The sequence below is a fragment of the Brevibacillus nitrificans genome (assembly GCF_003710965.1).
Lineage (GTDB): Bacteria > Bacillota > Bacilli > Brevibacillales > Brevibacillaceae > Brevibacillus > Brevibacillus centrosporus.
The window spans coordinates 337,961-363,223 of record NZ_RHHU01000011.1 but is presented as its reverse complement, the minus strand read 5'-3'; the positions used below and the strand labels follow the sequence as shown (position 1 = coordinate 363,223).

Genomic DNA, 25,263 nt, shown 5'->3' with positions numbered 1-25,263 from the left:
ATGAGCAAGTACGAAACCGTCATCGGCTTGGAGGTCCATGCCGAGCTATCCACCAACAGTAAAATTTTCTGCGGCTGCAAAACCGAATTCGGTGCGGAGCCGAATACCCATACATGCCCGATTTGCTTGGGGCATCCAGGCGTACTGCCTGTGACCAACAAGCAGGCAGTTGAATTCGCGATGAAAGCGGCGCTGGCGCTCAACTGCGAAATCTCCCGTGAGACGAAGTTTGACCGCAAAAACTACTTTTACCCGGATTCTCCAAAAGCGTACCAAATCTCCCAGTTCGACCAGCCGATCGGCTACAACGGTTGGATCGATATCGAAGTAAATGGCGAGACCAAGCGCATCGGGATCACTCGCCTGCATTTGGAAGAGGATGCAGGGAAGCTGACGCACAGTGACTTCGGCGGAGAGTCTCTGGTAGACTTCAACCGTGTCGGTGTTCCGCTGGTGGAGATCGTATCCGAGCCAGATATCCGCACACCGGAAGAAGCACGTGCGTATTTGGAAAAGCTCAAAGCGATCATTCAGTACACCGAGGTTTCCGACGTACGTATGGAGCAAGGCTCCCTGCGCTGCGATGCCAACGTGTCGATCCGTCCGTATGGTCAAGAAGAATTCGGGACCAAGGCCGAGCTGAAAAACATGAACTCCTTCCGCAATGTGCAAATGGGCTTGGAGTATGAAGTGCTGCGTCAGACCGAAGTGGTCTCCTCCGGTGGAAAAGTCGTACAGGAAACACGCCGTTGGGATGAAGCAAACAAGAAGACATTGACCATGCGTTCCAAAGAGGAAGCGCATGACTATCGCTACTTCCCGGATCCTGACCTCGTGCGCATGCAAATTTCTGAAGAGTGGATTGAAGCGGTACGCGCGACGATTCCTGAGCTTCCGGATGCTCGCCAAGCGCGCTATGTCAACGACTTTGGACTGTCCAAGGACGACGCGGGTGTCATCACGATGTCCAAGGAAACGGCTGATTTCTTCGACGAAACAGTCAAGACAGGGGCAGAGCCAAAAGCAGTAGCGAACTGGCTGATGGTGGATCTTCTGGCTCACTTGAACGCCAACAATCTGGTCTTTGCCGACGTGAAAATGACGCCGCAAGGGCTGGGTGAGATGATCAAGCTGATCGCAGACGGCACGATTTCCTCCAAGATCGCGAAAACGGTCTTCAAGGAAATGGTCGAGACAGGCAAAGAGCCGAAGAAGATCGTAGAGGAAAAAGGCTTGGTGCAAATCAGCGACGAGGGCGCGTTGCGTCAAATCGTCGTCGATGCGATCAACTCCAACCCGCAGGCTGTTGCTGACTACAAGTCCGGTAACGAAAAAGCAGCTGCTTTCTTTGTTGGCCAAGTCATGAAGCAAACCAAAGGCAAAGCGAACCCGCCGATGGTGAACAAGCTGATTGCAGAAGTATTGAAAGAAATGTAAGGATTGGACCGACAACTACCAAAGCGTTCTCCTGATTCATGGGAGGGCGCTTTTTTATGCTCAATCACGATCCAAAGATGACAATCCCCGTTTTCTCGAGCATAATGAGTAATGTGAAAATAAGGAAATGATAGGAAAATGAGGGGGAACTATGAGATTTGCAAAGCTGAGGGCGACGGCCATACTGACGGGGGTGCTTGGGTGTTTTTATGCTCTTACTCCTGCTATGGACGGGCTCAGGGGAAATGTTGTACTTGCAGCCTCCGAACAGGCAGTAAAGCTCACGAAAGCACAAGCCGTTGCATTCGCCAAACCATTGCCAATCACCCTGGAAGGATACGAGCTGGCGGATTTGTTCCCGGACCATCAACTGTCCTTTGAGAGTGGTCGTTCGGCATGGACTGCCGATTGGAGCAAGGGGGAAGAGGAGACGGAGCACAAATGGATCACAGTGGATGCTGTCACAGGAAAGCTGCTCAATTATTCGCAGCTGAAAAGGGATAAGCAAATGGCTGCTGACGCCAAGCTGCTCTCCCGGCAGGAAGCACTGCAAGTGGCACAGCAGTTTTTGACAGCTGTTGCGCCAATGGAGCTGCTGCATACGGAGGGGCCAAATCTGTATGAGGAAATGAATCCGTATCCACCACAGGCGGGTGCCTATTCCTTTTTCTTTACGCGTGTGGAAAAGGGGGTTCCTTTCCTGGAAAACGATTTGCAGGTGACCGTCGATTTGCGAGGGGAGATTGTGCATTACAAACGCAACTGGTTTGATGGCACGCTGCCCGATCCAGCTCCGCAGCTATCAGAGGAAGAGGCAAGAGGGCGCTGGGACGAGACGGCACAGCCGACGCTTGGTTACGCTTATGCGGGGGAAAAGCTCTTACCATACGGTTTGAAGCAAAAAGAAATGCTCCTCTCCTACTATTACACGGAAAAGGATCCTGCCCTGATCGATGCACAGACGGGTCAAGCGCTGAACCTGCTTGGGGAGATTGTCAGCCAGCCTGAGAGGATCGAAGCGTTGGGGAAAGCTGTTCAAGCAGGTACCGAACAAAAAGAACTAGCCTACTATGAGCTGAGAAAGAAGGCGGATCAAATCGCCAAAACGATGTTTTTCGCACAGCCAGAGAAGGGTAGCGCGGGAGGCTCCACCTTTGTTAGCATGGACGAGTTTGGCGAAGGGAGCCAAATCGATAGCAGCGTATTCTTATACGTCCGTCCTGCTGAGGGAGGAAAGGATGAGAAGCGATACTCGATCGGGATGGATTCATACGGAAACGTCACTTCCTTTTCGCTAGTAGAAGATCAGGCAGTAGGCACAGATCAAGCCAGTCCGCGTTGGATCACCTACGAAAAGGCGCAATCCATCGCGACAGATTTCATCAAGCAGCTCTTACCCGATCGACTGGGAAGTCTCTATCCGATCTCGCTTCCACCGACAGAAGACAGTCAATCGTTTCTCTTTCAGGACGGTGGCAGCTACAATCTTGTATTTGGCTGGCTGAAGCAGGGAGTTCCGGTAGAAAGCCTGGAAACCATGGTCATGGTGAATCCCCAGACAGGAGAGGTGAAAGGATTGTTTTCCCTGCCTCCCTACCAAGGGCTGGAGGAGATGGAGAAGCAAACGTCTGCCATCGATAGGAAACGGGCGAAGCAAACGGAAGGGGAGAAGAAGACGTTTCAGCTCACCTATTTCATGCCACACCCAGAGTGGCGGCAAGGAAGCTATCTGGTGAGACGGGAGCCGAAGCTCGTGTACAGGATGACGAGTGACGAGGGGATCGTAGATGCGCGTTCAGGACAATGGGTCAGCTTTCCTGCGTACAAGCAGTCGAAGCTGCCTGGCGATATTACGGATCATCCACAGCGTGCGGTACTCGTGCAAGCAGTCGAGCGGGGATACTTGCCTGTTTCGGAGGGGAGATTGAACCCGGACCAGCTGGTTACCCGAGGGGAGTTTCTGCGGATCCTGCTCATCGCGAATCGCTTTTACGGATCAATGCACTTCTATGGGGAAGAAGCGGAAACTGTGCTGTCCTTCGCTGATGTAAAGGAAAGCCATCCTCTTTTCCCAGTTGTACGGGAAGCGATGGGCCTTGGCTTGGTGCAGCCAGCTGCAGGAGCGGACCAGTTAAATCCCGATCGTCCCATAACCTTGCAGGAAGCAAACGAGATGGGCAATAAGCTGCTCGGCCAGGAAAACAGTGCGCTCAGCTTTTGGAAGGCAGGGAAATCCCCGCGTCTGCAAGATGCTCTGACGCGTGCGGACGTAGCTATGTGGCTGTCCGAATGGGAAGTAGCAGCAAAGAATAATCGATAGACGACGGAGGCTGTTCTTCCGGGGATTGATTGAACCAAAAAGGCTGTCCTGCCGCTGGAATTCCAGCATACAGGGCAGCCCTTTCCTGGCTATTACGCAGTCAGCGCGTGCAGCATATTTTCCAGCAGAGCCAAAGCCTGGCGCTCCTTCGCTTCAATATTCGTCAGCAGCTCGATAGCCTGCGCACTTTGCTGAGGTTCATTTGGCTCCCCTCCAGCAGGAAACGGGAAGAGGCGGCAGAGCTGGGCAAATTCGTCGGCAATCGCTCCGTACTGAGCAGCTGCTTGCAGGCAGTCTGGACGAATGGCATCAAAAGCTGTGTCAGTCCACGTTTCCGCGATCTCCTTCCAAAAGGCAGAGGCATTGCGGCGAGCATCAAGGGCGATGGCAAGCGTGTATGCATTTCCGTTTGGCTCGATGGTACGTTTCTCAAACGCGTTCAGCCAATCGGCGTAGGCGTCAAGTCCATGGGTTGCTCCAAACGCAGGCTCCTCACCACGATAATGCGAGATTGCCATTTGCAGCGCTCCGATCAGCATTTGCCTTTGGTCTGTTTCGAACGACTCATCCAAAGCGAGAACAAACAAGTCCTCGATTAATCCGCGGCCCAAATGATCGTACGGAATCGTCCCCTGGTGGCCGCAGTTATCGCCTGCATGAAGCAGCTTCTGCTCGTCATCGTACCCGTAGATCAGGGCGAACTCGGGAATGAACATATCCCAAGCCAATACAGGGTAACCGCGATCCACAGAGCGATGAATCAACTCCAGCGCTTGCGGGAGCACTTGAGAGAGCTGTCTCTTTTCGCGTGCATTTGCGCCTAGCTGGGAAGGCTCGACGAGGTTGGCATTTATTTCGATTCCGGCAGCTTGCTTGAAGTCGCTGATGGAACGAGAAGTGAATCCGAGGTTGCGCAGGCCGCGGGCTAGCACCGGACCAAATTCAAACATGGTTGGTCCTGCAATGTGTACATGCTCAGGCACTACAGTCAATCGAAAGGCGTGGCCGCTCAATCCCATTACCATCGGGAGAGACAGTTTTCGATTCGCCGCCTCGAGCATACCTCGAAGAGCCATGACGCAAGTAACCCAAGTGTGGAGAGTGAATGCTTCCGGTGTGTTCAATACGACCTTTTTCATAATTCCCGCTTCCTTTCGTGATTGCACGTATTGGTCAACAACGACACGAGTTTTTTCCTGAATCAGCTTTTTGCGTGAACGCGACAGGACCTGGTACACGTTGGCTTGGGAGATCTGAAACAGTCTGGCGATTTCCAGTGGAGACAGGTGATCGAAGAAATGAGACTCGACGATTTTCCTCTCCCGTGGATTGAGACAGTGGAGCAAGCCGGTGATCGTTTGGAGCAGCTCTCTGCGGACCATGATTTCCTCAGGGTTGGTCGCGGGATCAACGGGCTGTGACCATCTGCGTCCCAAACGGTGCAGGATGCTGTCCAAGTCCTCCCAGTCTGTCTTCTCTTGATCGGCAGAGTTTGCGATGAAGCCAGAGAACGGTTGCTCGCGCTTTTGCGGCCCTTTTTGCAGGCGCGTGTAAGCCTGGTTGCGGACGATCCGGTGCAGCCAAGGCAAGAAGCGGCGGCTGTCCATCAAGCTCCCCAGGTGTAAAAAAGCTCGAATCAGCGCTTCCTGCACGATGTCCTCGGCCATAAACGACTCCTGCGTATACGAGCGAGCATATCCATAAACCTTGGCACGATGCCGTCTGACCAGCTCTCCAAACGCCTCCCGGTCTCCATCCTTCGCTCGTTCCACCAGAACGTCGTCTGCTGTCATGTCCTCTTCCTGGTCTTCATATCGATTCAAGATCTTGGCATCCATCGTAAAACTCCTCGCTAATTTGTTGACTTGATACATAGACTTAAGCGATGCGGGATTTCTGACAAAGGAGTAGAAAAATTTTTGTTAGCCTTCTCGAAAGGGATTATTTGTAACGTTTTCCACTCTCCCCTATAATGAACATACACGAATGATTGAAGAGGGGGAAGGACAGATATGAAGCTGATTTCTATTTCTGGCGAAAACGTTCCACCGAGCAAAGGAGGCTCTCCAGCAGAGACGTTTGACCGCTCGATAGCCACCTGGGAGGAAAACGGACAGCAAACGACATTGACCGTTACCTATGTCCGCTACTTCGTAAAGGTTCTGGCTGAACGCGGCATTTACGATCAAGAGGCGGAGGGGATCCCTGTCACTCATTTGGTTGCCCTCTTGTTTGCGGATAAATATCCGAACCTTCCGGAAAAACGACACTACATCAACAATACGGAAGACTTCGTAGCCCTGTTTGAGGACTTCTCGCTCGCGAAATGGAAAGAACGTTATCCGGGCATTATCGTACACTCGATTGCGTAAAGAAGATTCACATACGGCATAGCAGGGGTAGGGCATGCTATAGGCATCCAATTATTGGAGTTGATCAGCATGCTTTCTCTGTTATTGTCTCTTTCTCTGGCTGCCAATGGAGAGCCGTTCATCGCCCCACACCAAACAACAGCTACCACCTCAGTTTTTCACCGGCTCGCCACTCAAGAGTACGATGTCTATCTCAAGCACTGGCAAAAAGGAACAGAGCTTCAGCTAAGCCACCCGCTGTTTCGGCTCAGCAAGGTTTCGGCTGGGCCCACGTCCTTTCCTACCATTCTTTTCGATGGGGAAGCAAACGGCGGCACAGGGCAAATCTCGATGACGTTTTACAACCTGGAGGGGGATCAGATCTTTTCGCCGCCGGGAACGGTCCAAAAGGCGCGAGTAGACGACAGACAGCGCAAGTTTGTGGTCTCTGCCGCCATTCCTCGCCTGCTGATTGGGCAAACGGGCGCGATTCAGGTGACTTTCACCGGAGAAAATGGCAAGCGTGCTGCTTTTTACGTGAAAGCAAGGTTTTAGAGAGAAATGCTCGAAGGGCTGTTTCCGCATGCATCGGGAAGGAGGAATGCGGATGATTGAAGTCAAGCAAGTCAGCAAACGCTTTGGCGATTTTACTGCCGTTCGCGATGTGTCGTTTCGGGTGGAGGCAGGGGAAGTATACGGTCTTCTGGGGGAGAACGGCGCAGGAAAAACGACGACGATGCGCATGATGGCGACGATTCTGCAGCCTACCACAGGAGATATCGAGATCAGCGGCTTCTCTGTCCAGCGCGATCCGGTCGAGGTACGGCGCAGGATCGGCATTCTCTTTGGAGGAGATGTCGGGCTGTACAATCGGTTGACGGCAAGAGAAAACATCGCGTATTTCGGGAGCTTGTACGGCCTAGAGCAGGCAAGACTGCAGGAGAGGATCGACAGCCTGAGCCGCATGCTGGATATGGAAGAATTCATCGACAGGCGAGTCGGCTCCTTTTCCCGGGGGATGAAGCAGAAGGTGGCGATCGCACGTACCCTCGTACACGATCCCGATGTAGTTCTTCTGGATGAGCCGACTACGGGACTCGATGTTACGGCCGCCAACATTTTTCGCAGAATGGTCGCCCGCATGCAGGAGGAAGGGAAAACGATTCTGTTTTCGAGCCACAACATGGGGGAAATTAACAAGCTGTGCAAACGAGTGGCTTTGATTCACAAAGGGAGCATGCGCTTTGCAGGCACACTGGAAAACATGCGGGAGCAGTACGGGATTCATGACCTGGACGATATTTTCATGGCCGTGGTGGAAGGGAGCGAGAACTGATGGGCAGACGTGTCATCTGGACGGTGTTTCAAAAGGAGCTTCTCGACCTATTTCGCGACCGCAAAACATTGCTGGGAACCTTTCTGGTGCCTCTGGTCATTATTCCGTTCGTTTTCTTTTTGCTGGGAATGTCCTATAGCAATGTCGAAAAAGAGGCGCGTGCCTACGTACCAATCGCGATCCATGGAACATCCGGACTGACTGCTGCCCTAGAAAAAATACCAGGTGCACGGATCCTGGAGCCGGAAAATGCAGAGCAGGCGCTGCAGGCGGGAATGCTGCGGGCTATTGTGACGATCCCTTCCGGCTTTGACGAGACGATTTCCGCGGGGAGAACAGGGGCGCTGACGGTTGCCTACGACTCCACCAATCAAAAATCCGTCTATGCGCGGGATGTGATCGAGCAGACGGTGAAAGCGTATAGTCAGGAGATCGTAGCCCAACGCTTGCAGCATGCGGGGCTTTCTCCAAAGGCCATCGAGCCGATCGCTTCGACGTATCAAAACGTGGCCACGGAGGAACGCTTGTCCGGTGGCATGCTGGCCGGTATCATTCCGTTGATGCTCGTTGTTTCTCTGGCCTCTGGGGGAGTTGCCGCCGCCAATGATCTGGTCGCAGGGGAAAAAGAGCGGGGGACGCTGGAGTCGCTGATGACGGCCCCGATTGCCGCCAATCATATTTTAACCGCCAAGCTGCTCGCTGTGATGGTGATGAGTACGATGAGCGCTCTGGCTTCCTTGGTCTCGGTGTCACTGGTGCTGAGCTTTGGACCGTTGGATACGGAAGGGGCTGGGTTTTCCCTAGGCTTTTTTTCGCCTGCCACCCTGCTGGTTTTGGTGCTGACCATTCTTTTGCTCGCTGCGATGTTTGCCGGCCTGGAGCTGGTTCTGAGCACGATTGCGAAGTCGTTCAAGGAAGGGCAGACGTATATGAGCGGGATCATCTTCGTGGCGATGGTGCCCTCCTACATGCTGATGCCGCTGAACCCGGTGGATATTCCTTTTTCGTATTACGTGCTGCCCATCTTCAATGGCGTCGCTCTCTGCAAGGAAGTCTTTTACGGAAGAGTCGATCCGGTACACGGATTGGTTGGACTAGGCACTTCTTTGTTGTACGTTGTCGTCATTATTGCCTGGAGCTCTCGATTATTCCGGAGGGAGGGAGCCGTCGTAAAAAATTAAAACGAGCTGCCCTGTTGCTGGTATGAATGTTGAAAGCTGGTGAGTGCGAGTGAATCCGCTTTATTTGGGTGTCCTTCTGGTATTTGTGTCAGCAGCAAGCTTCGGTGTCATGACGATCTTCGCCGTATTTGCCTACGGAGCAGGCTTATCGGTATCGACCTTGTTGTTTTTGCGGTTTTTGTTTGCTTCAGCGATTTTCTTCGGGTTGATTTTATGGAAAAAGGAGTCTGTTCGCATCAAAAAAAAGCAGGGGCTGAGCCTGTTTCTTTTGGGCGGCATTCTGTACACGATGCAGTCGCTCAGCTTTTTCTCTGCGGTTCAGTATATTCCGACATCGATGGCAGCCCTGCTGTTGTATACGTTTCCGGCGTTTGTGGCGATCCTCAGCTTTTTGGTAGAGAAGGAGAAGCTGCGCAAAAAAACGATCATCGCGATGGCCGTATCATTCGTAGGGCTGGCGATGGTACTGGGGCTTTCCTTTGGGGGGATTCATCCGTTTGGCGTGTTCCTGGCGCTGGCCGCTGCGATTTTTTACTCCGTGTACATCATTGTCGGCAATCGGGTGGTAAAGGGGTTGTCTCCGTATGTGACCTCTGCTTACATCGCACTGTTTGCCTGCTTCACCACGTTTTTGGTCGCCCAAAAGGATGGCGGGATCGATCTGTCCTTTGACGTGCAGGGGTGGTTTGCCTTGGCGGGTATCGTTGTCTTTTCTACAGTGGTCGCCATCAGCACATTCTTCCGGGCCCTGCAGCTGATCAGCTCAACCAAAGCCTCGGTGCTCAGCACATTCGAGCCTGTCGTGACCTTTGCCGCATCGGCCCTGCTGTTAGGGGAATCCTTTACCTGGCTTCAGCTTGTGGGAGGCGCGGCCGTGCTTGGGGGAGCTGTTCTCATCGTATCGGGGAAGGAAGAAGCGGAGGGACAAGCAGCAGAAAAAGTGGAAGCCGTTTCCTAGATGTGCTTTGGCATCGGCAGAAAAAAAGACGCTCAGGCGAACGTGAACGGCACCTCCAAATGTTAGATGTGTCTAACAAAAGGGGGAGGTTCTTCGCAGGAGCGTCTTTTGTATTTTCGGAAGCTGCGGTTTATTCGGTCATTTGGGAGCGGATGAGCCAGCCGGCACCATAGACACCAGCATCGTTGCCCAATGTAGCGGCTACAATCTGCGTGGATTCTACCACGTACGTGAAGGGGACGAAGCGGGCGAAAGACTCACGGACTCGCGAAAAGAGAAACTCTCCAGCTGCCGCCACACCGCCGCCGATGACGATCTTGGCGGGATTCAGCAGGATTGCCAGGTGGGACAGGGCTAGACCGAGGTAGAGGGTGGCCTGCTCGACGATGGCAAGTGAGGCGGTGTCGCCCTCTTTGGCAGCATCGAGAACGTCTTTTGCCTTGAGCTCGCCGTGCTCTGCCAGTGCCGCAGCCAGTGCGGGACTCGTACCGCTCGTTGCAGCCAGCTTGCCCTCGCGGATGATGGCAGTAGCAGAGGTATAGGTCTCCAGACAGCCGGTCTTGCCGCAGTTGCAGATCGAGCCGCCGCCTGGTGTCATGGTGATATGCCCAATTTCGCCGCCGACGCCATTGATGCCGTGAACGACATTCCCGTGGACGATGATCCCGCCGCCCACACCTGTTCCGAGCGTAATGGCGACGAGGTCTTCCGCACCTTGCCCGGCACCTTGCCACATCTCGCCCAAAGCAGCCATGTTGGCGTCATTTTCCACAGCTACAGGCAGTCCTGTCAGCGCTTTCAGTTTCTCTCGGAGGGGGACAGGCTTTCGCCAATGAAGATTGACAGCTTGCATGACGATTCCGTTTTTTGCATCAATCGGACCGGGGACACCCACGCCGATTCCCAGGGCTTGTGCTTTGCTGTACCCGTGCTGCGCGAGAAGTGCATCTGCCATCTCTGCGATTTTTTGCAGGACCCCGTCTTCGCCTTGTGCGACGGGAGTAGGCTCCTGCGTCTTGGCCACCAGCTCTCCATCCGGGGTAATCAAGGCCATTTTAATCGCGGTTCCACCTACGTCTACACCTACGATGATTTGCTGCACGACTGTCCCCTCCCATCCATTCGATTCCCATCTTTTTCTATCTTATCACGCCCAAGACAGCATAGCGATTCCCAAAAATGGCTATACAGGATATGATGGGTAGAGAAACGATAATATCCGTGAGCGAGGGAAGGAAGAAGGGATCTGCCTTGAAACGAGCCAGATTAATCTACAATCCGAGCTCCGGCCGGGAGATCGTGCGTCGGAGATTGCCGGATATCCTTGATTATATGGAATCCGCCGGATACGAGACATCCTGCCATGCAACGAAGGGTGAAGGGGATGCGACCGAGGCGGCAGCACGCGCTGTTGCCAGGGGGTACGACCTGATCATCGCTGCAGGTGGAGATGGAACGATCTATGAAGTGGTAAACGGGATGGCCGAGCAGAAATCACGTCCGTCCTTAGGAATCATTCCGTGTGGTACGAGCAACGACCTCGCCCGCGCTGTCGGCATACCGAAATCGATCAGCCGGGCTTGCGAGATTATCTCCAAAGGCAAGAAGAAGAAAATCGACCTCGGTCGGATCAATAACCGTTATTTTATCAACATCGCAGGAGGCGGCTCGCTGACGAATCTCACGTACGAGGTTCCGAGCAAGCTGAAGACGATGATCGGTCAGATGGCGTATTACGTCAAAGGACTGGAGAAGCTGCCCTCCCTGCACCCGATCCGCGTTCGTCTGGAAAGCCGCAAAGAGGTGCTCCTGGACGAGGAAATCATGATCTTCCTCATCGCCAATAGCCATTCTGTCGGCGGCTTCGACAAGCTCGCCCCAGATGCGGACCTCTCAGACGGCAAGCTGGACGTTATCGTCGTGAAAAAGACCAATATCGCCGAGTTCATCCGTTTGGCGACGCAGGCAGTGCGCGGCGAGCACCTGAAGGACCCGAACATCCTCTATTTCCAGGCAGATTACATCAAAGCGACCTCTCCAGGAGGCGAAACGGTGCAGCTGAATCTGGACGGAGAGCTGGGCGGACAGCTGCCATGCGTGGTGGAAGCTTTGCCAGGCCATATCGAGTTGTTCGTGCCGTAGGAAGATAGTAAAATGAATAGCAACTACCTCAGGGATGCCATCGACGCATCCCTGACGTTTGTCCCGAGGGGAATCAGGCAAGTGCCGAATAAAGGAGCAAAGAAACTGTGGCGAAGATGACAAAGAAGCGGCGCGGACCGCAGCAGGCACCAAAAGCAGAGCTGAATGTGCCTGTGCGTGTCGGACAAACCGTGGAAGTGGAGATTACCGGACTGAATCACGAAGGAGCCGGTGTAGGCCGGATTGAAGGATATACGCTTTTTGTAGACGGTGCCCTTGCGGGAGAGAAAGTGCGCGCACGCGTCGATCATGTAAAGAAAAATTTCGGATTCGCGAAGCTGGCGAGTGTCATCGAGGCTAGCACAGCGAGATCGATGCCGCCCTGTCCTGTCTACGACCGTTGCGGAGGCTGTTCCTTGCAGCATCTTGTATACGAGGAGCAGCTGCGTCACAAGCAGCAGATCGTCAAAGACAATCTACGTCGCATTGGCGGCTTTTCTGTGGAGGGGGAAGGAGCGATCACCGTTCATCCGACACTCGGCATGACCGATCCATGGCGCTATCGAAACAAAGCCCAGGTACCAATCGGCGAGGAAAACGGCGCGCTCGTGGGCGGCTTTTACGCGGAGAAATCCCACTCGATCATCGACATGGACGAGTGCCTGATCCAGCATCAGGCCAATGACGAAGCCGTAGCCGCTGTAAAGAAAATCGCCACCTCGCTGAACATTTCGCCCTACGACGAAGTGCGTCACAGCGGATTGCTGCGCCATGTCGTGGTAAAAGTTGGCGTGAAAACGGGAGAAGTCATGGTTGTGCTCGTAACGACCGAGGAGACAATCCCGCGCGTGGAAGAGCTGGTAGGGGCGATCCGCACTCAAGTGACCGGCGTGGCCAGCATCGTGCAAAACGTCAATCCGGACAAGACCAACGTCATTTTCGGGAAGAAGACCGTGACGCTTTGGGGCAGCGATGTCATCTACGATTATATCGGTGCGATCAAATTCGCTATCTCGGCGCGCTCGTTCTATCAGGTGAACCCGGCACAAACCGAGGTCTTGTACAACAAGACGCTCGAATACGTAGGCGCGACAGGTACCGAGACGGTCATCGATGCGTACTGCGGGATCGGGACCATCTCGCTGTTTCTGGCGCAGAAGTCCAAGCACGTCTACGGCGTAGAAATCGTGCCGGAAGCAATCGAGGACGCGAACCGCAATGCGGAGCTGAACGGCGTGAAGAATGCTACGTTTGAGACAGGCCCGGCCGAGGTCGTGATCCCTGCGTGGAAGGAAAAAGGGATCAAGCCGGATGTCATCGTAGTCGACCCGCCACGCAAAGGCTGCGACGAGGCACTGCTCACGACCATTTTGGAGATGCAGCCGCAGAAGGTCGTGTACGTTTCCTGTAACCCGTCGACGCTGGCGAGGGATTTGAAGGTGCTGGCGGAGATGTATGAGGTCGTGGAAGTGCAGCCGGTGGATATGTTTCCGCATACGGGGCATGTGGAGTCGGTGGCGCTGCTTGTAAGACAATAAAAAATGATGTTCATTCTAGTATACTAGTCTTTACCAAAAAGAAAGAGAGTACCTCTATTGAAGTACTCTCTTTCTTCAAACATAGGAAAATTCTATTTTGCATTTGCATCTGGCTGATGAATACCAAAAATATTGCCTTCAGTATCCATATAATATCCCTGCCACGCCATTCCAGGTAGAGCATACTTTGGAAGGGCAACCTTGCCTCCGTTTTCCAGGATTTTTGCTTCCGTTGAATCGTAATCTTCCACTCCCATTGTACAGGCATAACCATTCAGAGGCTTTCCAGGTTCTGGGGAAGCGCCTTGACGCTTCATCAAAGCCCCATTTATTCCAGGCTCTGTTGCATCACCAGTCACAGCTCCAAAATAAGGCATTCCGGCATACTCACTCCAATCTTCAAATGCCCACCCAAACACCTCTCCATAAAACTTTTTAGCGCGCTCCATATCATCTACATGAATTTCGAAATGAACTAATCTTCCCATGATTCCCTCCTGATTTTTTATTCCTTTATTTGTTATTGTGTATTCTACTTCTAGTTTTGATACTCCTACATGTCAATTTTACTTCGAATGGTTCATGGTCGTTGTGATGCAAATAAGTGGGTAGCTATTTTCCGCAGTGTATATGCAGCACTCTCAGCTTTACTTTCCTGAAGCTGACAATATACAAATTCAAGTGGCTAAATATTAGACGACAATGATAATTATTAGACAAAACTATCCACAAACTATGTTTGTGATTCAATCTATGAACAATTGTATATTGGCATAAATTTTGCTACAAAAGATTACCAGTAAAAGATTACTAACTAAACAAGGGAGGATATACCGGCACACTCGGGTCTATACGCTTCTAGAAATCAAACAAGCTGTTTTTTATCGTTGTTTGATTTTACATCTCAGGAGGTTAATTAAATGTATTTTCGCAATTTAAAAGTTGGTACCAAACTGCTATTGCTTGTTTTAACTTCTGTTATTTTCATTGTTGGAGTAGGGTTTACAGGAACTATGTACATCAATAAGATGGCAAGGAACTCTCAAACAGTCTACCAAGACGGTCTGATTCCTATAAAGCTGCTTTCGAAAATCAGATTCAATTTACGCTCAATGGATAGCTATTTGTTAGAGCTCATGATTACAACAGACGCTGAGGTAAATAAGACCCTAATCACAAATACTGAAAATAAATTTACTGAAAATGAAACATTGATGACTACCTACAAGAGCACCACGTTAGACCCATTTCAACAAGGGAAATGGGAAGAGTTAGAAGGGAAGTATGCTGATTTTCGAACAGCTGCTCAGAAAACAATCGAGTTAGCAAATCGAAATCTCAACACCGATGCGTACCAGCAATATTTGAGGGATGTAAAAACAAAGCGTAGTGAAATTAGCAAAATTGCACAAGAACTATCTGACTACGCCGAAAAAAAAGCTGACGAGATTAATTATTCGAACTCACTGGATTTGCCAAAAGCAACTTCCATTATGATCATCACAATTATCGCTTCCATTATTCTTAGCGGTATTATTAGTTTTATTATTCACAGAAATATTGTACGGCCGCTAAGAGATATGCAATCATTGATGGCAAAAACAGAACTAGGCGATTTAACTGTAAAAGGTACGTATCACTCAAAAGATGAAGTAGGCCAACTAACGCAATCTTTCAATAGAATGGTTGCTGAATTAAGAAAGGTCATTCAACAAGTTACTCTTTCAGCAGAAACAGTTTCAGCTTCAGCAGAAGAATTAACAGCTAGTGCAGAAGAAACCAGTAAAGCTTCTCAACAAATCGCCTTAACGGTTCAGGAAGTAGCAGAAGGAGCGAGTAAACAGGCTGAAAGTGCGGAGAATACTTCAAAGATCATGACAATAATGACTGAGGGCGTACAACAGATTTCCTCGAATACCGAACATGTCTCTGATGCAACCTTTGATACGACAAATAAAGTGAAAAGCGGTAATGATGCAATTCTATCAGCAGAGAAGCAGATGATATCTATGCAGGAAAATGTGAACCGATTGTCAGATGTGGTCCGTGGCCTGGGGGAACGCTCCAAAGAAATTGAGAAAATATCTGGTTTAATTACGCAGATTGCTGGGCAGACAAATCTTTTGGCATTAAATGCAGCTATTGAGGCGGCTCGTGCAGGGGAACAAGGCCGTGGTTTTGCCGTTGTAGCTGACGAAGTTCGTAAGCTGGCTGAACAATCATCCTTCTCAGCCACACAAATCTCACAGTTGATTCACAATATCCAGATGGAAACTGCCGAGGCAGTAAAATCGATGGAACAAACCGTGAATGAAGTTTCTTCAGGTATTGTTTTAGTCAATACAGCAGGTGACGCATTTGAACAAATCGAGAACTCAGTCTCCTTAGTTGCTAATGAAATTCACCAAGTTGTTTCATCGGTGCTGCAATTGACGACTGGGGCAGAAAAGATTGGTAAATCTGTGTACCTAATTTCTGAAGTTGCAGAAATGAATGCCTCTGGGACACAAAATATTTCAGCTGCTACCGAAGAACAACTAGCTTCTATGGAGGAGATCTCGGCATCTGCGCTTTCTTTGTCAAATACAGCTCATGAATTACAACAGATAATCAGTAGATTTAAAGTTTAGTAGGAAAAAACGGTGTATCTACCTTGGAGAGTGAGACTCAAGAAATGACTTCTGAATTCATCAGGAGTCTTCTTTTTTAAAGAATGAAGGATGACCGAGATTGAGGAGAGATGTAATAAATCTATTGGGGGAAAGGATTCCTATGATACTGGATCACAAGGAAATAGAAATTCTTGAAAATCGAATTCGACTGTTGAAAAAGCACTTGATCGATCTAGTAAAAGAGGATAGGGAATTCACTGACCCAATGGTTATAGCTGTTAGCCAACACTTGGACCGTTTATTAAACCGATATCACATTTATCTGCAGCAGGAAGGTGAATGATGGATTAACGAGGATTTCACAACTCATATAACGAGAAAACAAATAAGCCGTTCGTCTAAAAAAAATGAAACGAACGACCTGATCTATTGTGCTCTTGGTAACCTATCTTAGTTAGTTTCCACTTCCGTTTCAATTTGCTTCAATGCGTCAAAGAAACCCATCATTTCCAATGTCTCTTGAATAAAAGAAGGTACATTGACGAAATTGATGGATACTTTATGTTCCGAAACAAAATAGTACAATTCCCCAATTCCCGTAGAATCAAAGAGAAATACTTCGTCCATGTCAAATACAAAAGAACGAACGCCATTATCCATCTCTGCTTTTAAGCGTGCAAGAAGAACCGAGTAAGTCGTCAAATCTATAATCCCATCTAGTTTTAACGTGACTGTTATCTCATCTTGCTTCGTTTGGATGTTAAGCATCCTATACTCTCCCCTTTTCTAGACCATCCTTAACTGCCTAGCTAGATGGCTGTGCAATAGTAGTATGTGACCATAATGAGCTCGTTCTAACTGAACCATTTGGTGACCGTCAAGTTTATTTCCTTAGCTATACTTCAACAATGATAGCCTGGTTCCTTCCAGACACTTAGGTTCCATAATTTAGTTTGCTCAAGGCAAGATTGGGGTAAAGGTATGCGAAGAATCATGTGCGTATTGTTTTTCCAATAAGCAACTATCGTGCCAACCCATTCGAGTGTAATAATATTTATATCTGTATGGTTCCGGGTGAAGGGAGATTGATGATGTATCAAACGGGTCTGTATGAATTTTTCGAGGAGGCGTTAAAAAATCTTGCCGATTGCATTCTTTTCCTCGATCATAAAACACAAGTCATATTTATGAATGAAGCTGCTCAAAATATATTAGGGGATTTGTATGGAAGGGTTTTTGAAGAAGTACTTCCCCAATCACGATCAAAGGATTTGATGGTTCAAGATTTTGTTCCCATAGCGAAAAATGTATCAATTGGGAAGCGCCAATTCATTCTTTATGAGCGGAAAATCTCATCTCATGTAAGATCTGGAGTAGTGGTCATTTTGCGGCACAGCTTGAATTCGCTGGTGGGAGACATATCGAAGAAAAAAGAAATGCTTATCAAAAGTTCTTCGTTCATACCTCGCTATAGCTTTGCCGAGATATCAAGTAACAATTCAGATTATCTTGAAGCCATTCGTATCGCAACAAAAGTGGCAAAAACGAATGCTGGAGTATTGATTCTTGGGGAAAGCGGGACGGGCAAGGAAGTGTTTGCCCAAGCAATTCATTATGAAAGCAAGAGAAATGATGGCCCCTTTATCGGTCTCAATTGTTCTGCGATTCCCAAAGAGTTATTTGAAGCAGAACTATTTGGTTACGAAGAGGGAGCTTTTACGGGAGCAAGGAAAAACGGTAAACTTGGATATTTTGAGATGGCAAACGGGGGGACATTGTTCCTCGACGAAATTGGAGAAATACCAATAGAGATGCAGGCTAAATTGCTCCGGGTCATTCAAGAACGTGAGATTACTAGAGTAGGATCCTCGAAAGCAAGCAGGATTGATTTCAGATTGATTGCTGCAACGAATATTGACCTGTATCAAAGCGTAATAGAAGGAAAATTTCGTTCCGATTTGTATTACAGGTTGCATGTGGTGCGTATTTGTATACCGCCACTTAGGAGTAGAATGGATGATCTTCCTTCATTGATTGAAAACTTGTTAAAACGAGTTAATGAACGCAACGAACTAAACATTTGTGGCGTTAGCGGGGATGCAATGGAGAAAATCGTTCAGTATGACTGGCCAGGGAATATCAGGCAGTTAGAAAATGTTTTGGAGCAGGCTGCGATTTTGTGTGATGGTGAGTTTCTGACAGCGTTGGATATCAGAGTGGAGAACATAACTGGCTTTCTAGGTCATCTCGAGACGGAGTCAAAATCTACAATGGAAGAATTGGAGCGCCAGGCCATTTTGAACAGTTTGGAACAGGCACAAGGAAGTAAAATTGAAGCGGCTAAGAAACTTGGAATCAGCCGAGCCACCATCTATAACAAAATAAGGAAATATGGAATAAACTACCGGCGATAGTTTCGTGTGTTCAAATTATAGACATTTGAACGTATATATCTTAGACGCATTGTGGATGGAGAGAACAAATACGCGTTCTTGTTTTATAAAAATGGTAAGTGAGGTGCCCCATGATTTGGGGCGCTTTTTTATGGCATAAAATTTGCTTTGATAGTAACTATGAGTACGATCGGGACCAGGTAACAAAGGCGATATACTCTTGATTCATCATCAAGTTTGCAGGTCTGGAGGCGACCCCTTGAAGATAGTGGATAAAATGACTAGGAAAGAGCATAGAAGACAACAGATGGCAATAAGGATTGTGGGATTCTATCTCTTGCTAGGCGCACTGTGGATTATATTTTCAGATAAGGTCGTAGACCATTTAGCAGATGATTTGAACAGTATGGCTTTTTTTCAGACAGGCAAAGGCTTTCTTTTTATCGTGTTAACTGGATGTATATTGTATCTTTCTATAAAACGTGGTCTAACTCGAGAGGAAAAAGTGGGCGAGCACCATCTGGTTAAGGATAATCGGTTATTTAAGGAACAATCAATGGTTTCATTGTCTTATCTTGACCCCGTATCGGGTCTGCCCAATCGGAGATTTATTGAAGACTATGTAGACGAGTTAATTCAACTGGATGGGACTCACCATCAATTCGCCCTCTTTTTGATTGATATTGATCGATTCCGATTATTAAACAATTCCATGGGACATTTATTTTGTGATCGAATCATACATGAGGTGGGGCAACGACTAGAGGGGTGTTTGAAAGAAACCGATGTTCTGGCACGTTTTGATAATAAATATGTTGCCATCCTTATGGATTCTAGTGCAGAGAAGTTTCATACAACAGCACAAAACATGATTCGAGCAGTGTCTTCGTTGCGAATTCTAGATAAACAAGAGTTATTTTTGACTGTTAGCATTGGTGGATGTCAGTGTACGCGAGATATGTTGAACGTTGATCATCTATTCAAACAAGCAGAAAGCGCCCTAAATCGCGCCAAAAAGCAAGGGGGAAACCAATATTCATTCCAATCGTTCGTCGGTCTTACGAATGATCGTGAGCGAATGGAGATGGCTAATGATTTGAGCAGGGCCTTAGAACGAAATGAATTATGCTTGTACTACCAACCTCAATACTGTGTGGAGGAAGGTAGGATCATTGGTGCTGAAGCCTTGATTCGGTGGCAGCATCCCGAGAGAGGATTGGTATCTCCAGTTGTGTTTATCCCGCTGGCTGAGGAGATGGGGTTGATTACAGCGATTGGAGAGTGGGTGTTACGGACAGCTTGTACACAAAACAGGAAATGGCAAATGGCGGGTCTGCCACCGATAAAAATTGCGGTGAATCTTTCTCCAAGGCAGCTTCAGCAAGATTCATTTGTTCATATCATATCCACAATTTTGCTTGAGACTAAGCTGGATCCATGTTATCTGGACCTCGAAATCACGGAAAATATCGATATGTTTGAAACTGACTTAGTATTGGAAAAGCTACGGGAAATAAAAGCACATGGTGTTCATCTGTCCCTTGATGATTTTGGAGTCGGCTACTCCTCACTAAGTTACTTGAACCAGTTTCCGATCGATAAAGTAAAGATCGACCGGTCATTTATACAAAAAATCAGATCTGGCCACGCACAAGCTCCAATCGTATCCGCCATTATTGCAATGTCAAAAAATATGCAAGTGAGAGTCCTCGCTGAGGGGGTAGAATCGGAAGAACAGCTACGTTTCCTCATGGAGCAGCAGTGTGATGAAGTACAGGGATTTCTCTATAGCAAACCATTACCAGTTGATCAGTTGGAGAAATTGCTGGTAGAAAAGTTAACTGGCTTGCGGAAGGATTAACGAAATTTCATGAAAGGAGGGATATCCATGCAAATATTACATGCTACATATAACCCATGGATAGTCATACTCTCCGTTTTGATCTCTAACCTTGCTTTCTATACAGCGCTGGACTTGATGTTTCGTGAAGGGAAAACACTGGGACGAACACGAAAAGGGTGGCTCTTTGGAGGGGCAATCGCGCTGGGAACAGGACTATGGTCGATGTTTTTTACTAGTATGGTGGCGTTCCATGTATCCCTCCCCGTCAATTATGACTGGCGCTGGGCATTTGCGTCTCTGCCAGTGGTAGTAATCATGTGCTATTTGGCACTATTCGCCGTCAATAAAGGGGAAGCAAGCATTTTTCGATTTCTGGTCAGCAGTATAATTATAGGACTCGGTCTGATCTTCATGCATATAGCTTCTGTGTCGTCATTAATCATACCAGCTCGAATTCATTACAGTTCATATTTCATTGTGTCTTTCGCGATATTAATCGGGTGTTTGGGACATTACGTGGCATTACATTTGATTTTTCATATGGAGAGACTATCTTTATTCCTCAGAAAAATGACAGGCTCATTATGTGCAGGCGTGACGCTTACTGGGGCTCATTATCTGGCCATGACAGAGATAGAATTTACGCCGAACGTATTTGGAAATATGGGTCTAGTATATTCTGACTGGATCTCCCATTCGCTAATTGGAATCATCTCCGTTATGATCAGCCTGATGATAGGAGCAACCATTGGTTTTTCCCATATGGACAAGCAGGTGGCGATGCAGGCGCAGAGGTTAACCGAACTGCGTTATCACTCACTCTTCTATAATAATCCGGACGCAGTTTTTACACTTAACATGGAAGGGAAAATCATGACTGTGAATCCTTCCGGCTACATACTTGTTGGTTTCTCCGAAAAAGATTTATTGCTTAAATCCTTCTTTTCATTCATTGAACCGAGTGATATTGAAAAAGCACAGTTTCATTTTCGTGAAACTGCTCAAGGGGAAGGGCAAGAATACGTTATCCGATGTATCCACAAGGAAGGGAACCTAATACATTCTTTGGTCAAAAGCATCCCGATGATGTTTGCTGGCAAAATGATTGGGATGTATGCAATCGTAAAAGATATCACTGCTGAAAAATTGAAGGAAGAGAAACTGCAGAAAAGCGAAGAGCAGTATCGAATCATCGCAGATAACTCATCTGATTTAATCAAGGTGTTCACGGTAGATGGCGAAGTGATCTATGCCTCTCCCTCCCATGGTAGCTACCTCGGGCATAGTCCAGAAATGCTGTTGAAAGAGGCTATTTACTACGGAATTCATCCTGAAGATGAATCTGAATTTCGCCGGATCATTGGACTCATGCTGGAGAGAAAGGCTTCCTGTACGGTTGAACTCCGTCGCTCCCATCTTAGAGGTGACTGGATTTGGATTGAGGCAAAGGGTACTCCTGTGGTGGATGAGGAAGGGGAAATTGCTCGCATTGTATTGACGGAACGGGACATACGCGAAAGAAAGGCTTATGAAGACCAGCTGAGATGCATGGCTTACTTTGACTCGCTGACACAAATTCCAAATAGACGGATGTTACAGGAGCGGTTCACACAGGCTGTTGATCATGCAAATCGCCTTGAAGAGGGAATAGCAGTCATGTATCTGGATTGTGACCGTTTTAAAATGATTAACGATACCCTTGGACATGAATGCGGAGATGAAGTGCTAAAGGAGATTGTAAAACGAATCAAACGGTGCATATCAAAGACAGATACCATTGCCAGATTGGGAGGGGATGAATTTGTCGTTTTGCTAAGGCATATCACATCACAAGAATACGTAAGGGAGGTTGCGGAGAAAATCTACAATGAATGCAGCAAACCCATGCTCCACCAAGATCAAGAGATTAACATGGCAATTTCGATGGGCATTGCAAGGTATCCAGAGGACGGCAACAATTACAAAACATTACTAAAGAGGGCAGATGAAGCCCTTTATGAAGCGAAGCGGCTGGGGAGAAATAATTTCCAGCTGTGGTCAAAGAAAACGAGGGTGCACCAGATTTTTCTGGATAAAATATAAACGAAAAATCTAAAAAGTAGAAAATGAACTTCAAAATAATGAAAGAACAGTACTAGATAGAATAGAAATTGTTGGCACAAATATTGCTTTTTAAATAGGGTAGCACCGACCACATTTTGGTGAATTTTTAGAATGGAGGATAGCTATGAGAAAATTGATGGCCAAACCTTGGTTCATTACCCTTCTTCTCCTTGCTACGACAGTCATCGTAGCAACAGCACCATTCCCGAGATCTCCGTAGGGCTATCTTTATTCTTATCAAAGAAAGGCCGTTCAGTTATCACTGAACGGCCTTTTCTTCTTTCTTTTCCTTTCCCTTGTCTTTTTCTGTATTCAACAACAAACAGTACAAAAATCGAGTTACACCGATGGAGAGAATAAAGTCACCAAGGCTTATGACTTGTCTCATCCCATATGGACGAGGGAGCGGGATGAAATCACCCAAAAACCATAACTTGGAGTGCTGATCCATAAGAACGTGTTTTCCGTCGCCTTGCCGAAGGAGCTGTAGTTGTTCCGACAGACCAGCGAGGATGATCCCTCTTTCGTTAACTGGCATCACCCCATCGTTGGTCACGATTACGATCAGATTGAGAAGAAACCCAGCAAGGATTAGGGGAAAACCGATCGTATTTACATTCAAGAAGAGAAATATGAGTAATGAAAACAGCACTCCCTGATACAAAATAGCTGAGATTGCTTTAACGTGTGGGACATCATAAAAAAGAAACCCAAACAAATAAACAATAAAACAGAGAATTAGTATGACTGGATATCTAATGTGAGCCTGATTCAGGTGTTGAAACCTTCCTCCGAGGGAAAGGGCAAGACCGATAGATACCATCCACAATTCAAACAGCATGTATTTTACTCCTTTACCATTACAGTGAAAGTTACTTGTTACCAACAAGAGATTTCAATGGACGGAGGATTTGGGCGATCCTGACTCATCTAATCGAAATTGCATTAGGATAGAGGTCCCCTGGTTCCCAGTGCTTAAAACAATGTGATCACAGTATTGGATCATCAGTTTAAAGCCATGACCCATTGAATGCTGCGTGGAGAATCCTTTTAACAAAGTTGATTTGGGCAGGGTTTCTAGATTGATCCCGTTTCCATTATCTGAAATAGAGTACTCAAGGAGCTCTCCCAGGAGACGAAAACCGCATCGTCCCATATCTGCGTGTTTGATGACATTCGTTAGCGCTTCATTTACACAAAGAAGGATTTTCATTTTGAGTTCCTTTGAAACAGATAAGCCGTTCAAGAAATCCATAAACGGTTGTCTAGCTAGGGCAATGTCTTCTTTGACACGGATGAGAACAGGTAAAGTAAAATCAAAAAATCGCGTCTGAAATTCCTCATGATCAATAATCTCCAGTTTCCCCTGCGTAGCCGCATGAAGCACATCCCTGTAAATATTTCTTAATATCTGTTTCTGGGTTTGTTCATAGTGAAGAATCTCAGAGAGTTGATGTGCGATGATAAGGACATTTTCTTCTTCCCAAGGGATGCAGGTTACCCCAAAAAGCTGATTGTTGTCAAAGCGAACAATGTCGCGCTTGGTCTTTTTATATTTCAGAGTTTCATCAATGCAAGATTTGAAGGTGTCTATTGGGTAAGAGAAAACTCCGCCATCGATCATTTGCAATGACTGCTGAGAGTACATCATGATTTGCAAATCATCGATGTGTTTTGTCAACTCGGATGAGTACAACTCGTTCTTGATTTCGGTGATGAAATCGTACGCCTTTGAAGGAGGAACAGGAGTATTGTTCTCGGGGTACAGCCCGCTGATATTAATCGTTTTGCAAATTTCAACCAAATGGGGGTCTAATTCTTTCTTTCCCAAAGATGACAAAGCTTCAGTTAGGCTTCGTGAAGGTGGAGTGACCTGCAGTCGATCAATACGGCTGGCAATTCGGATAATCCGAGAATATAGAGGGATTTCTTCCCCTTTTAGTCCATCCGGGAATCCGGAACCATCATAATGTTCGTGTTGATGGAGAATGATTGTGCTCATTGATTCCAAGCCTTTAATAGACTTGATTATTTCTGCTCCTTTATTCACATGGGTTCTATACTCTTTCTCTTCTGCGACGGTGAATTTCCCTCTTCTTGTCCAAAGATGATCGAGCAGAGCCGTTTTCCCAATATCATGAAGGGTGGCCGCGTGAAACAGAACGTCTAGTTCCTTCGGTGAAAGTCCCACTTTTTCTCCAATCAGTACAGCGATTTTCCCAACCTGAATAGCATGATGTGTCCTGTTAGTTTTTTGATCAATCATCTCGCCGAAGGATTCTACCAGTGAGTTCGTCTTCATTCTCATACGATTAAATGAATTGACCAATTTTCCGAAAAGAAGAAATAGCCCAACGAGGATAGGTAATGATACCAAATAATAAGTTCGATCATAGTGCATGTTGATGTATGGCCAAGGAATCAGGACGATGGAGATTAATACTGGCATGAATGCTTCCTTTGCATAATCTTTTACATCTGTCCATAAAAAGGACTTATTGGAGCTCGCCCAATCGTAAAAACTTACGAGGATAAACGAGGTCAACTCGTAAAGGAACATTGCAATCATGAGCAAACTGGCATAAAGCCATATTGAATTCGTGTCGAGTGATTTCCCCCAGTCAAGAAATAGGCTTACGAGCAAAAGGGAAATCCAATACTGCAAGAAATTCAAGGCTTCTGTTCTTAGCGAGTGTCTATAAATGATGAAAGTACAAAGAGAGGTGAAAATGCAGATCACACCACCAAACCATAGGCCAACGTCGACAGTGGCCAATAGTATAGGAATGGCGGATCCTGAATAATACCCCTTGTATGGGAGCTCTATCCAATATTTCGTGAAAAAGCAGGCTAAACTTAGGTAAAACAAACAAGCGAGGAATGGAATTTCCCAAGATTGAGTGATGCTAAAAGTATAAAAGCAACCGGTTGTAGCAAAGAGGAAGGTAACGGACCAAAACATCACCATTTTGAAATATATACTTTTAGTCAACGTGGTTGGCATCACAACTTCCTCCTTTCCATAGTGTCCAAAGTTTAGACGAGAGTA

The 25,263-nt window shown here is 47.6% G+C and carries 20 protein-coding genes; 14 read left to right on the top strand and 6 right to left on the bottom strand.

Features of this window, described 5'->3' with window-relative positions:
* Both gatB and EDM59_RS19660 read left to right on the top strand, forming a co-directional pair.
* Nucleotides 1–1,437 carry an Asp-tRNA(Asn)/Glu-tRNA(Gln) amidotransferase subunit GatB gene (gene gatB, locus EDM59_RS19665; RefSeq protein ID WP_122925177.1) on the top strand — a complete coding sequence of 479 codons (1,437 nt, stop codon included), beginning with the start codon at nucleotides 1–3 and terminating at the stop codon, nucleotides 1,435–1,437.
* Nucleotides 1,438–1,588: 151 nt separating this feature from the next.
* Nucleotides 1,589–3,757 (top strand): YcdB/YcdC domain-containing protein, encoded by a 2,169-nt coding sequence (locus tag EDM59_RS19660; RefSeq protein WP_122925176.1) that lies wholly within the window; start codon nucleotides 1,589–1,591, stop codon nucleotides 3,755–3,757.
* Nucleotides 3,758–3,849: 92 nt separating this feature from the next.
* Here EDM59_RS19660 and EDM59_RS19655 read toward each other — a convergent pair whose 3' ends face one another.
* Nucleotides 3,850–5,595: an RNA polymerase sigma factor gene (locus tag EDM59_RS19655; RefSeq protein WP_122925175.1), complete on the bottom strand. Its 1,746-nt coding sequence runs from the start codon at nucleotides 5,593–5,595 to the stop codon at nucleotides 3,850–3,852.
* Nucleotides 5,596–5,769: 174 nt separating this feature from the next.
* Between EDM59_RS19655 and EDM59_RS19650 the strand changes: the two genes are divergently transcribed.
* The 5 genes from EDM59_RS19650 to EDM59_RS19630 all read left to right on the top strand — a co-directional run bounded on the left by EDM59_RS19650 (nucleotide 5,770) and on the right by EDM59_RS19630 (nucleotide 9,583).
* On the top strand, nucleotides 5,770–6,129 hold the full coding sequence (locus EDM59_RS19650; RefSeq protein ID WP_122925174.1) for a hypothetical protein: 360 nt from the start codon (nucleotides 5,770–5,772) through the stop codon (nucleotides 6,127–6,129).
* A 69-nt stretch (nucleotides 6,130–6,198) separates the two neighbouring features.
* Entirely contained in the window at nucleotides 6,199–6,663 is a 465-nt protein-coding gene (locus EDM59_RS19645; RefSeq protein ID WP_122925173.1) for a hypothetical protein, read from the top strand.
* A gap of 52 nt (nucleotides 6,664–6,715) precedes the next feature.
* The gene (locus tag EDM59_RS19640; RefSeq protein WP_122925172.1) at nucleotides 6,716–7,444 is read left to right on the top strand and encodes an ABC transporter ATP-binding protein; all 729 of its coding nucleotides are present in this window, start codon (nucleotides 6,716–6,718) and stop codon (nucleotides 7,442–7,444) included.
* Nucleotides 7,444–8,625 carry an ABC transporter permease gene (locus tag EDM59_RS19635; protein ID WP_122925171.1) on the top strand — a complete coding sequence of 394 codons (1,182 nt, stop codon included), beginning with the start codon at nucleotides 7,444–7,446 and terminating at the stop codon, nucleotides 8,623–8,625. The genes EDM59_RS19640 and EDM59_RS19635 overlap by 1 nt, the downstream gene beginning before the upstream one ends.
* 49 nt (nucleotides 8,626–8,674) lie before the next feature.
* Complete coding sequence (locus EDM59_RS19630) at nucleotides 8,675–9,583, top strand: EamA family transporter (RefSeq protein ID WP_122925170.1); 909 nt, start codon at nucleotides 8,675–8,677, stop codon at nucleotides 9,581–9,583.
* Nucleotides 9,584–9,713: 130 nt separating this feature from the next.
* Here the strand turns inward: EDM59_RS19630 and EDM59_RS19625 are convergent, their stop codons facing one another.
* A complete protein-coding gene (locus EDM59_RS19625) occupies nucleotides 9,714–10,685 on the bottom strand; it encodes an ROK family glucokinase (protein WP_122925169.1) in 972 nt (323 codons plus the stop codon).
* Nucleotides 10,686–10,834: 149 nt separating this feature from the next.
* Here EDM59_RS19625 and EDM59_RS19620 point away from each other — a divergent pair, with 149 nt between their 5' ends.
* Nucleotides 10,835–11,725: a diacylglycerol kinase gene (locus EDM59_RS19620; RefSeq protein WP_122925168.1), complete on the top strand. Its 891-nt coding sequence runs from the start codon at nucleotides 10,835–10,837 to the stop codon at nucleotides 11,723–11,725.
* Nucleotides 11,726–11,832: 107 nt separating this feature from the next.
* Nucleotides 11,833–13,263 carry a 23S rRNA (uracil(1939)-C(5))-methyltransferase RlmD gene (rlmD, locus tag EDM59_RS19615; protein WP_122925167.1) on the top strand — a complete coding sequence of 477 codons (1,431 nt, stop codon included), beginning with the start codon at nucleotides 11,833–11,835 and terminating at the stop codon, nucleotides 13,261–13,263.
* A 92-nt stretch (nucleotides 13,264–13,355) separates the two neighbouring features.
* Here rlmD and EDM59_RS19610 read toward each other — a convergent pair whose 3' ends face one another.
* Nucleotides 13,356–13,751 (bottom strand): VOC family protein, encoded by a 396-nt coding sequence (locus EDM59_RS19610; RefSeq protein WP_122925166.1) that lies wholly within the window; start codon nucleotides 13,749–13,751, stop codon nucleotides 13,356–13,358.
* 432 nt (nucleotides 13,752–14,183) lie between these two features.
* Between EDM59_RS19610 and EDM59_RS19605 the strand changes: the two genes are divergently transcribed.
* Both EDM59_RS19605 and EDM59_RS31785 read left to right on the top strand, forming a co-directional pair.
* Nucleotides 14,184–15,893: a methyl-accepting chemotaxis protein gene (locus EDM59_RS19605; protein WP_122925165.1), complete on the top strand. Its 1,710-nt coding sequence runs from the start codon at nucleotides 14,184–14,186 to the stop codon at nucleotides 15,891–15,893.
* 142 nt (nucleotides 15,894–16,035) lie between these two features.
* The gene (locus EDM59_RS31785; protein ID WP_122925164.1) at nucleotides 16,036–16,218 is read left to right on the top strand and encodes an aspartyl-phosphate phosphatase Spo0E family protein; all 183 of its coding nucleotides are present in this window, start codon (nucleotides 16,036–16,038) and stop codon (nucleotides 16,216–16,218) included.
* 107 nt (nucleotides 16,219–16,325) lie between these two features.
* On the opposite strand, the gene EDM59_RS19595 is transcribed toward EDM59_RS31785, so the two are convergent.
* Nucleotides 16,326–16,643: an STAS domain-containing protein gene (locus tag EDM59_RS19595; RefSeq protein WP_122925163.1), complete on the bottom strand. Its 318-nt coding sequence runs from the start codon at nucleotides 16,641–16,643 to the stop codon at nucleotides 16,326–16,328.
* Between the two features lie 320 nt (nucleotides 16,644–16,963).
* Between EDM59_RS19595 and EDM59_RS19590 the strand changes: the two genes are divergently transcribed.
* The 3 genes from EDM59_RS19590 to EDM59_RS19580 all read left to right on the top strand — a co-directional run bounded on the left by EDM59_RS19590 (nucleotide 16,964) and on the right by EDM59_RS19580 (nucleotide 22,193).
* On the top strand, nucleotides 16,964–18,289 hold the full coding sequence (locus tag EDM59_RS19590; RefSeq protein WP_183192960.1) for a sigma-54 interaction domain-containing protein: 1,326 nt from the start codon (nucleotides 16,964–16,966) through the stop codon (nucleotides 18,287–18,289).
* Nucleotides 18,290–18,536: 247 nt separating this feature from the next.
* On the top strand, nucleotides 18,537–20,129 hold the full coding sequence (locus EDM59_RS19585) for a putative bifunctional diguanylate cyclase/phosphodiesterase (protein WP_246011128.1): 1,593 nt from the start codon (nucleotides 18,537–18,539) through the stop codon (nucleotides 20,127–20,129).
* 27 nt (nucleotides 20,130–20,156) lie between these two features.
* A complete protein-coding gene (locus EDM59_RS19580) occupies nucleotides 20,157–22,193 on the top strand; it encodes a sensor domain-containing diguanylate cyclase (protein ID WP_183192959.1) in 2,037 nt (678 codons plus the stop codon).
* Nucleotides 22,194–22,473: 280 nt separating this feature from the next.
* Here the strand turns inward: EDM59_RS19580 and EDM59_RS19575 are convergent, their stop codons facing one another.
* Nucleotides 22,474–23,055 carry a DUF5317 domain-containing protein gene (locus EDM59_RS19575; RefSeq protein WP_122925159.1) on the bottom strand — a complete coding sequence of 194 codons (582 nt, stop codon included), beginning with the start codon at nucleotides 23,053–23,055 and terminating at the stop codon, nucleotides 22,474–22,476.
* Nucleotides 23,056–23,109: 54 nt separating this feature from the next.
* Nucleotides 23,110–25,218, bottom strand: a complete 2,109-nt coding sequence (locus EDM59_RS19570; protein WP_122925158.1) for an HD domain-containing phosphohydrolase — start codon at nucleotides 25,216–25,218, stop codon at nucleotides 23,110–23,112.
* Nucleotides 25,219–25,263: the final 45 nt, after the last annotated feature.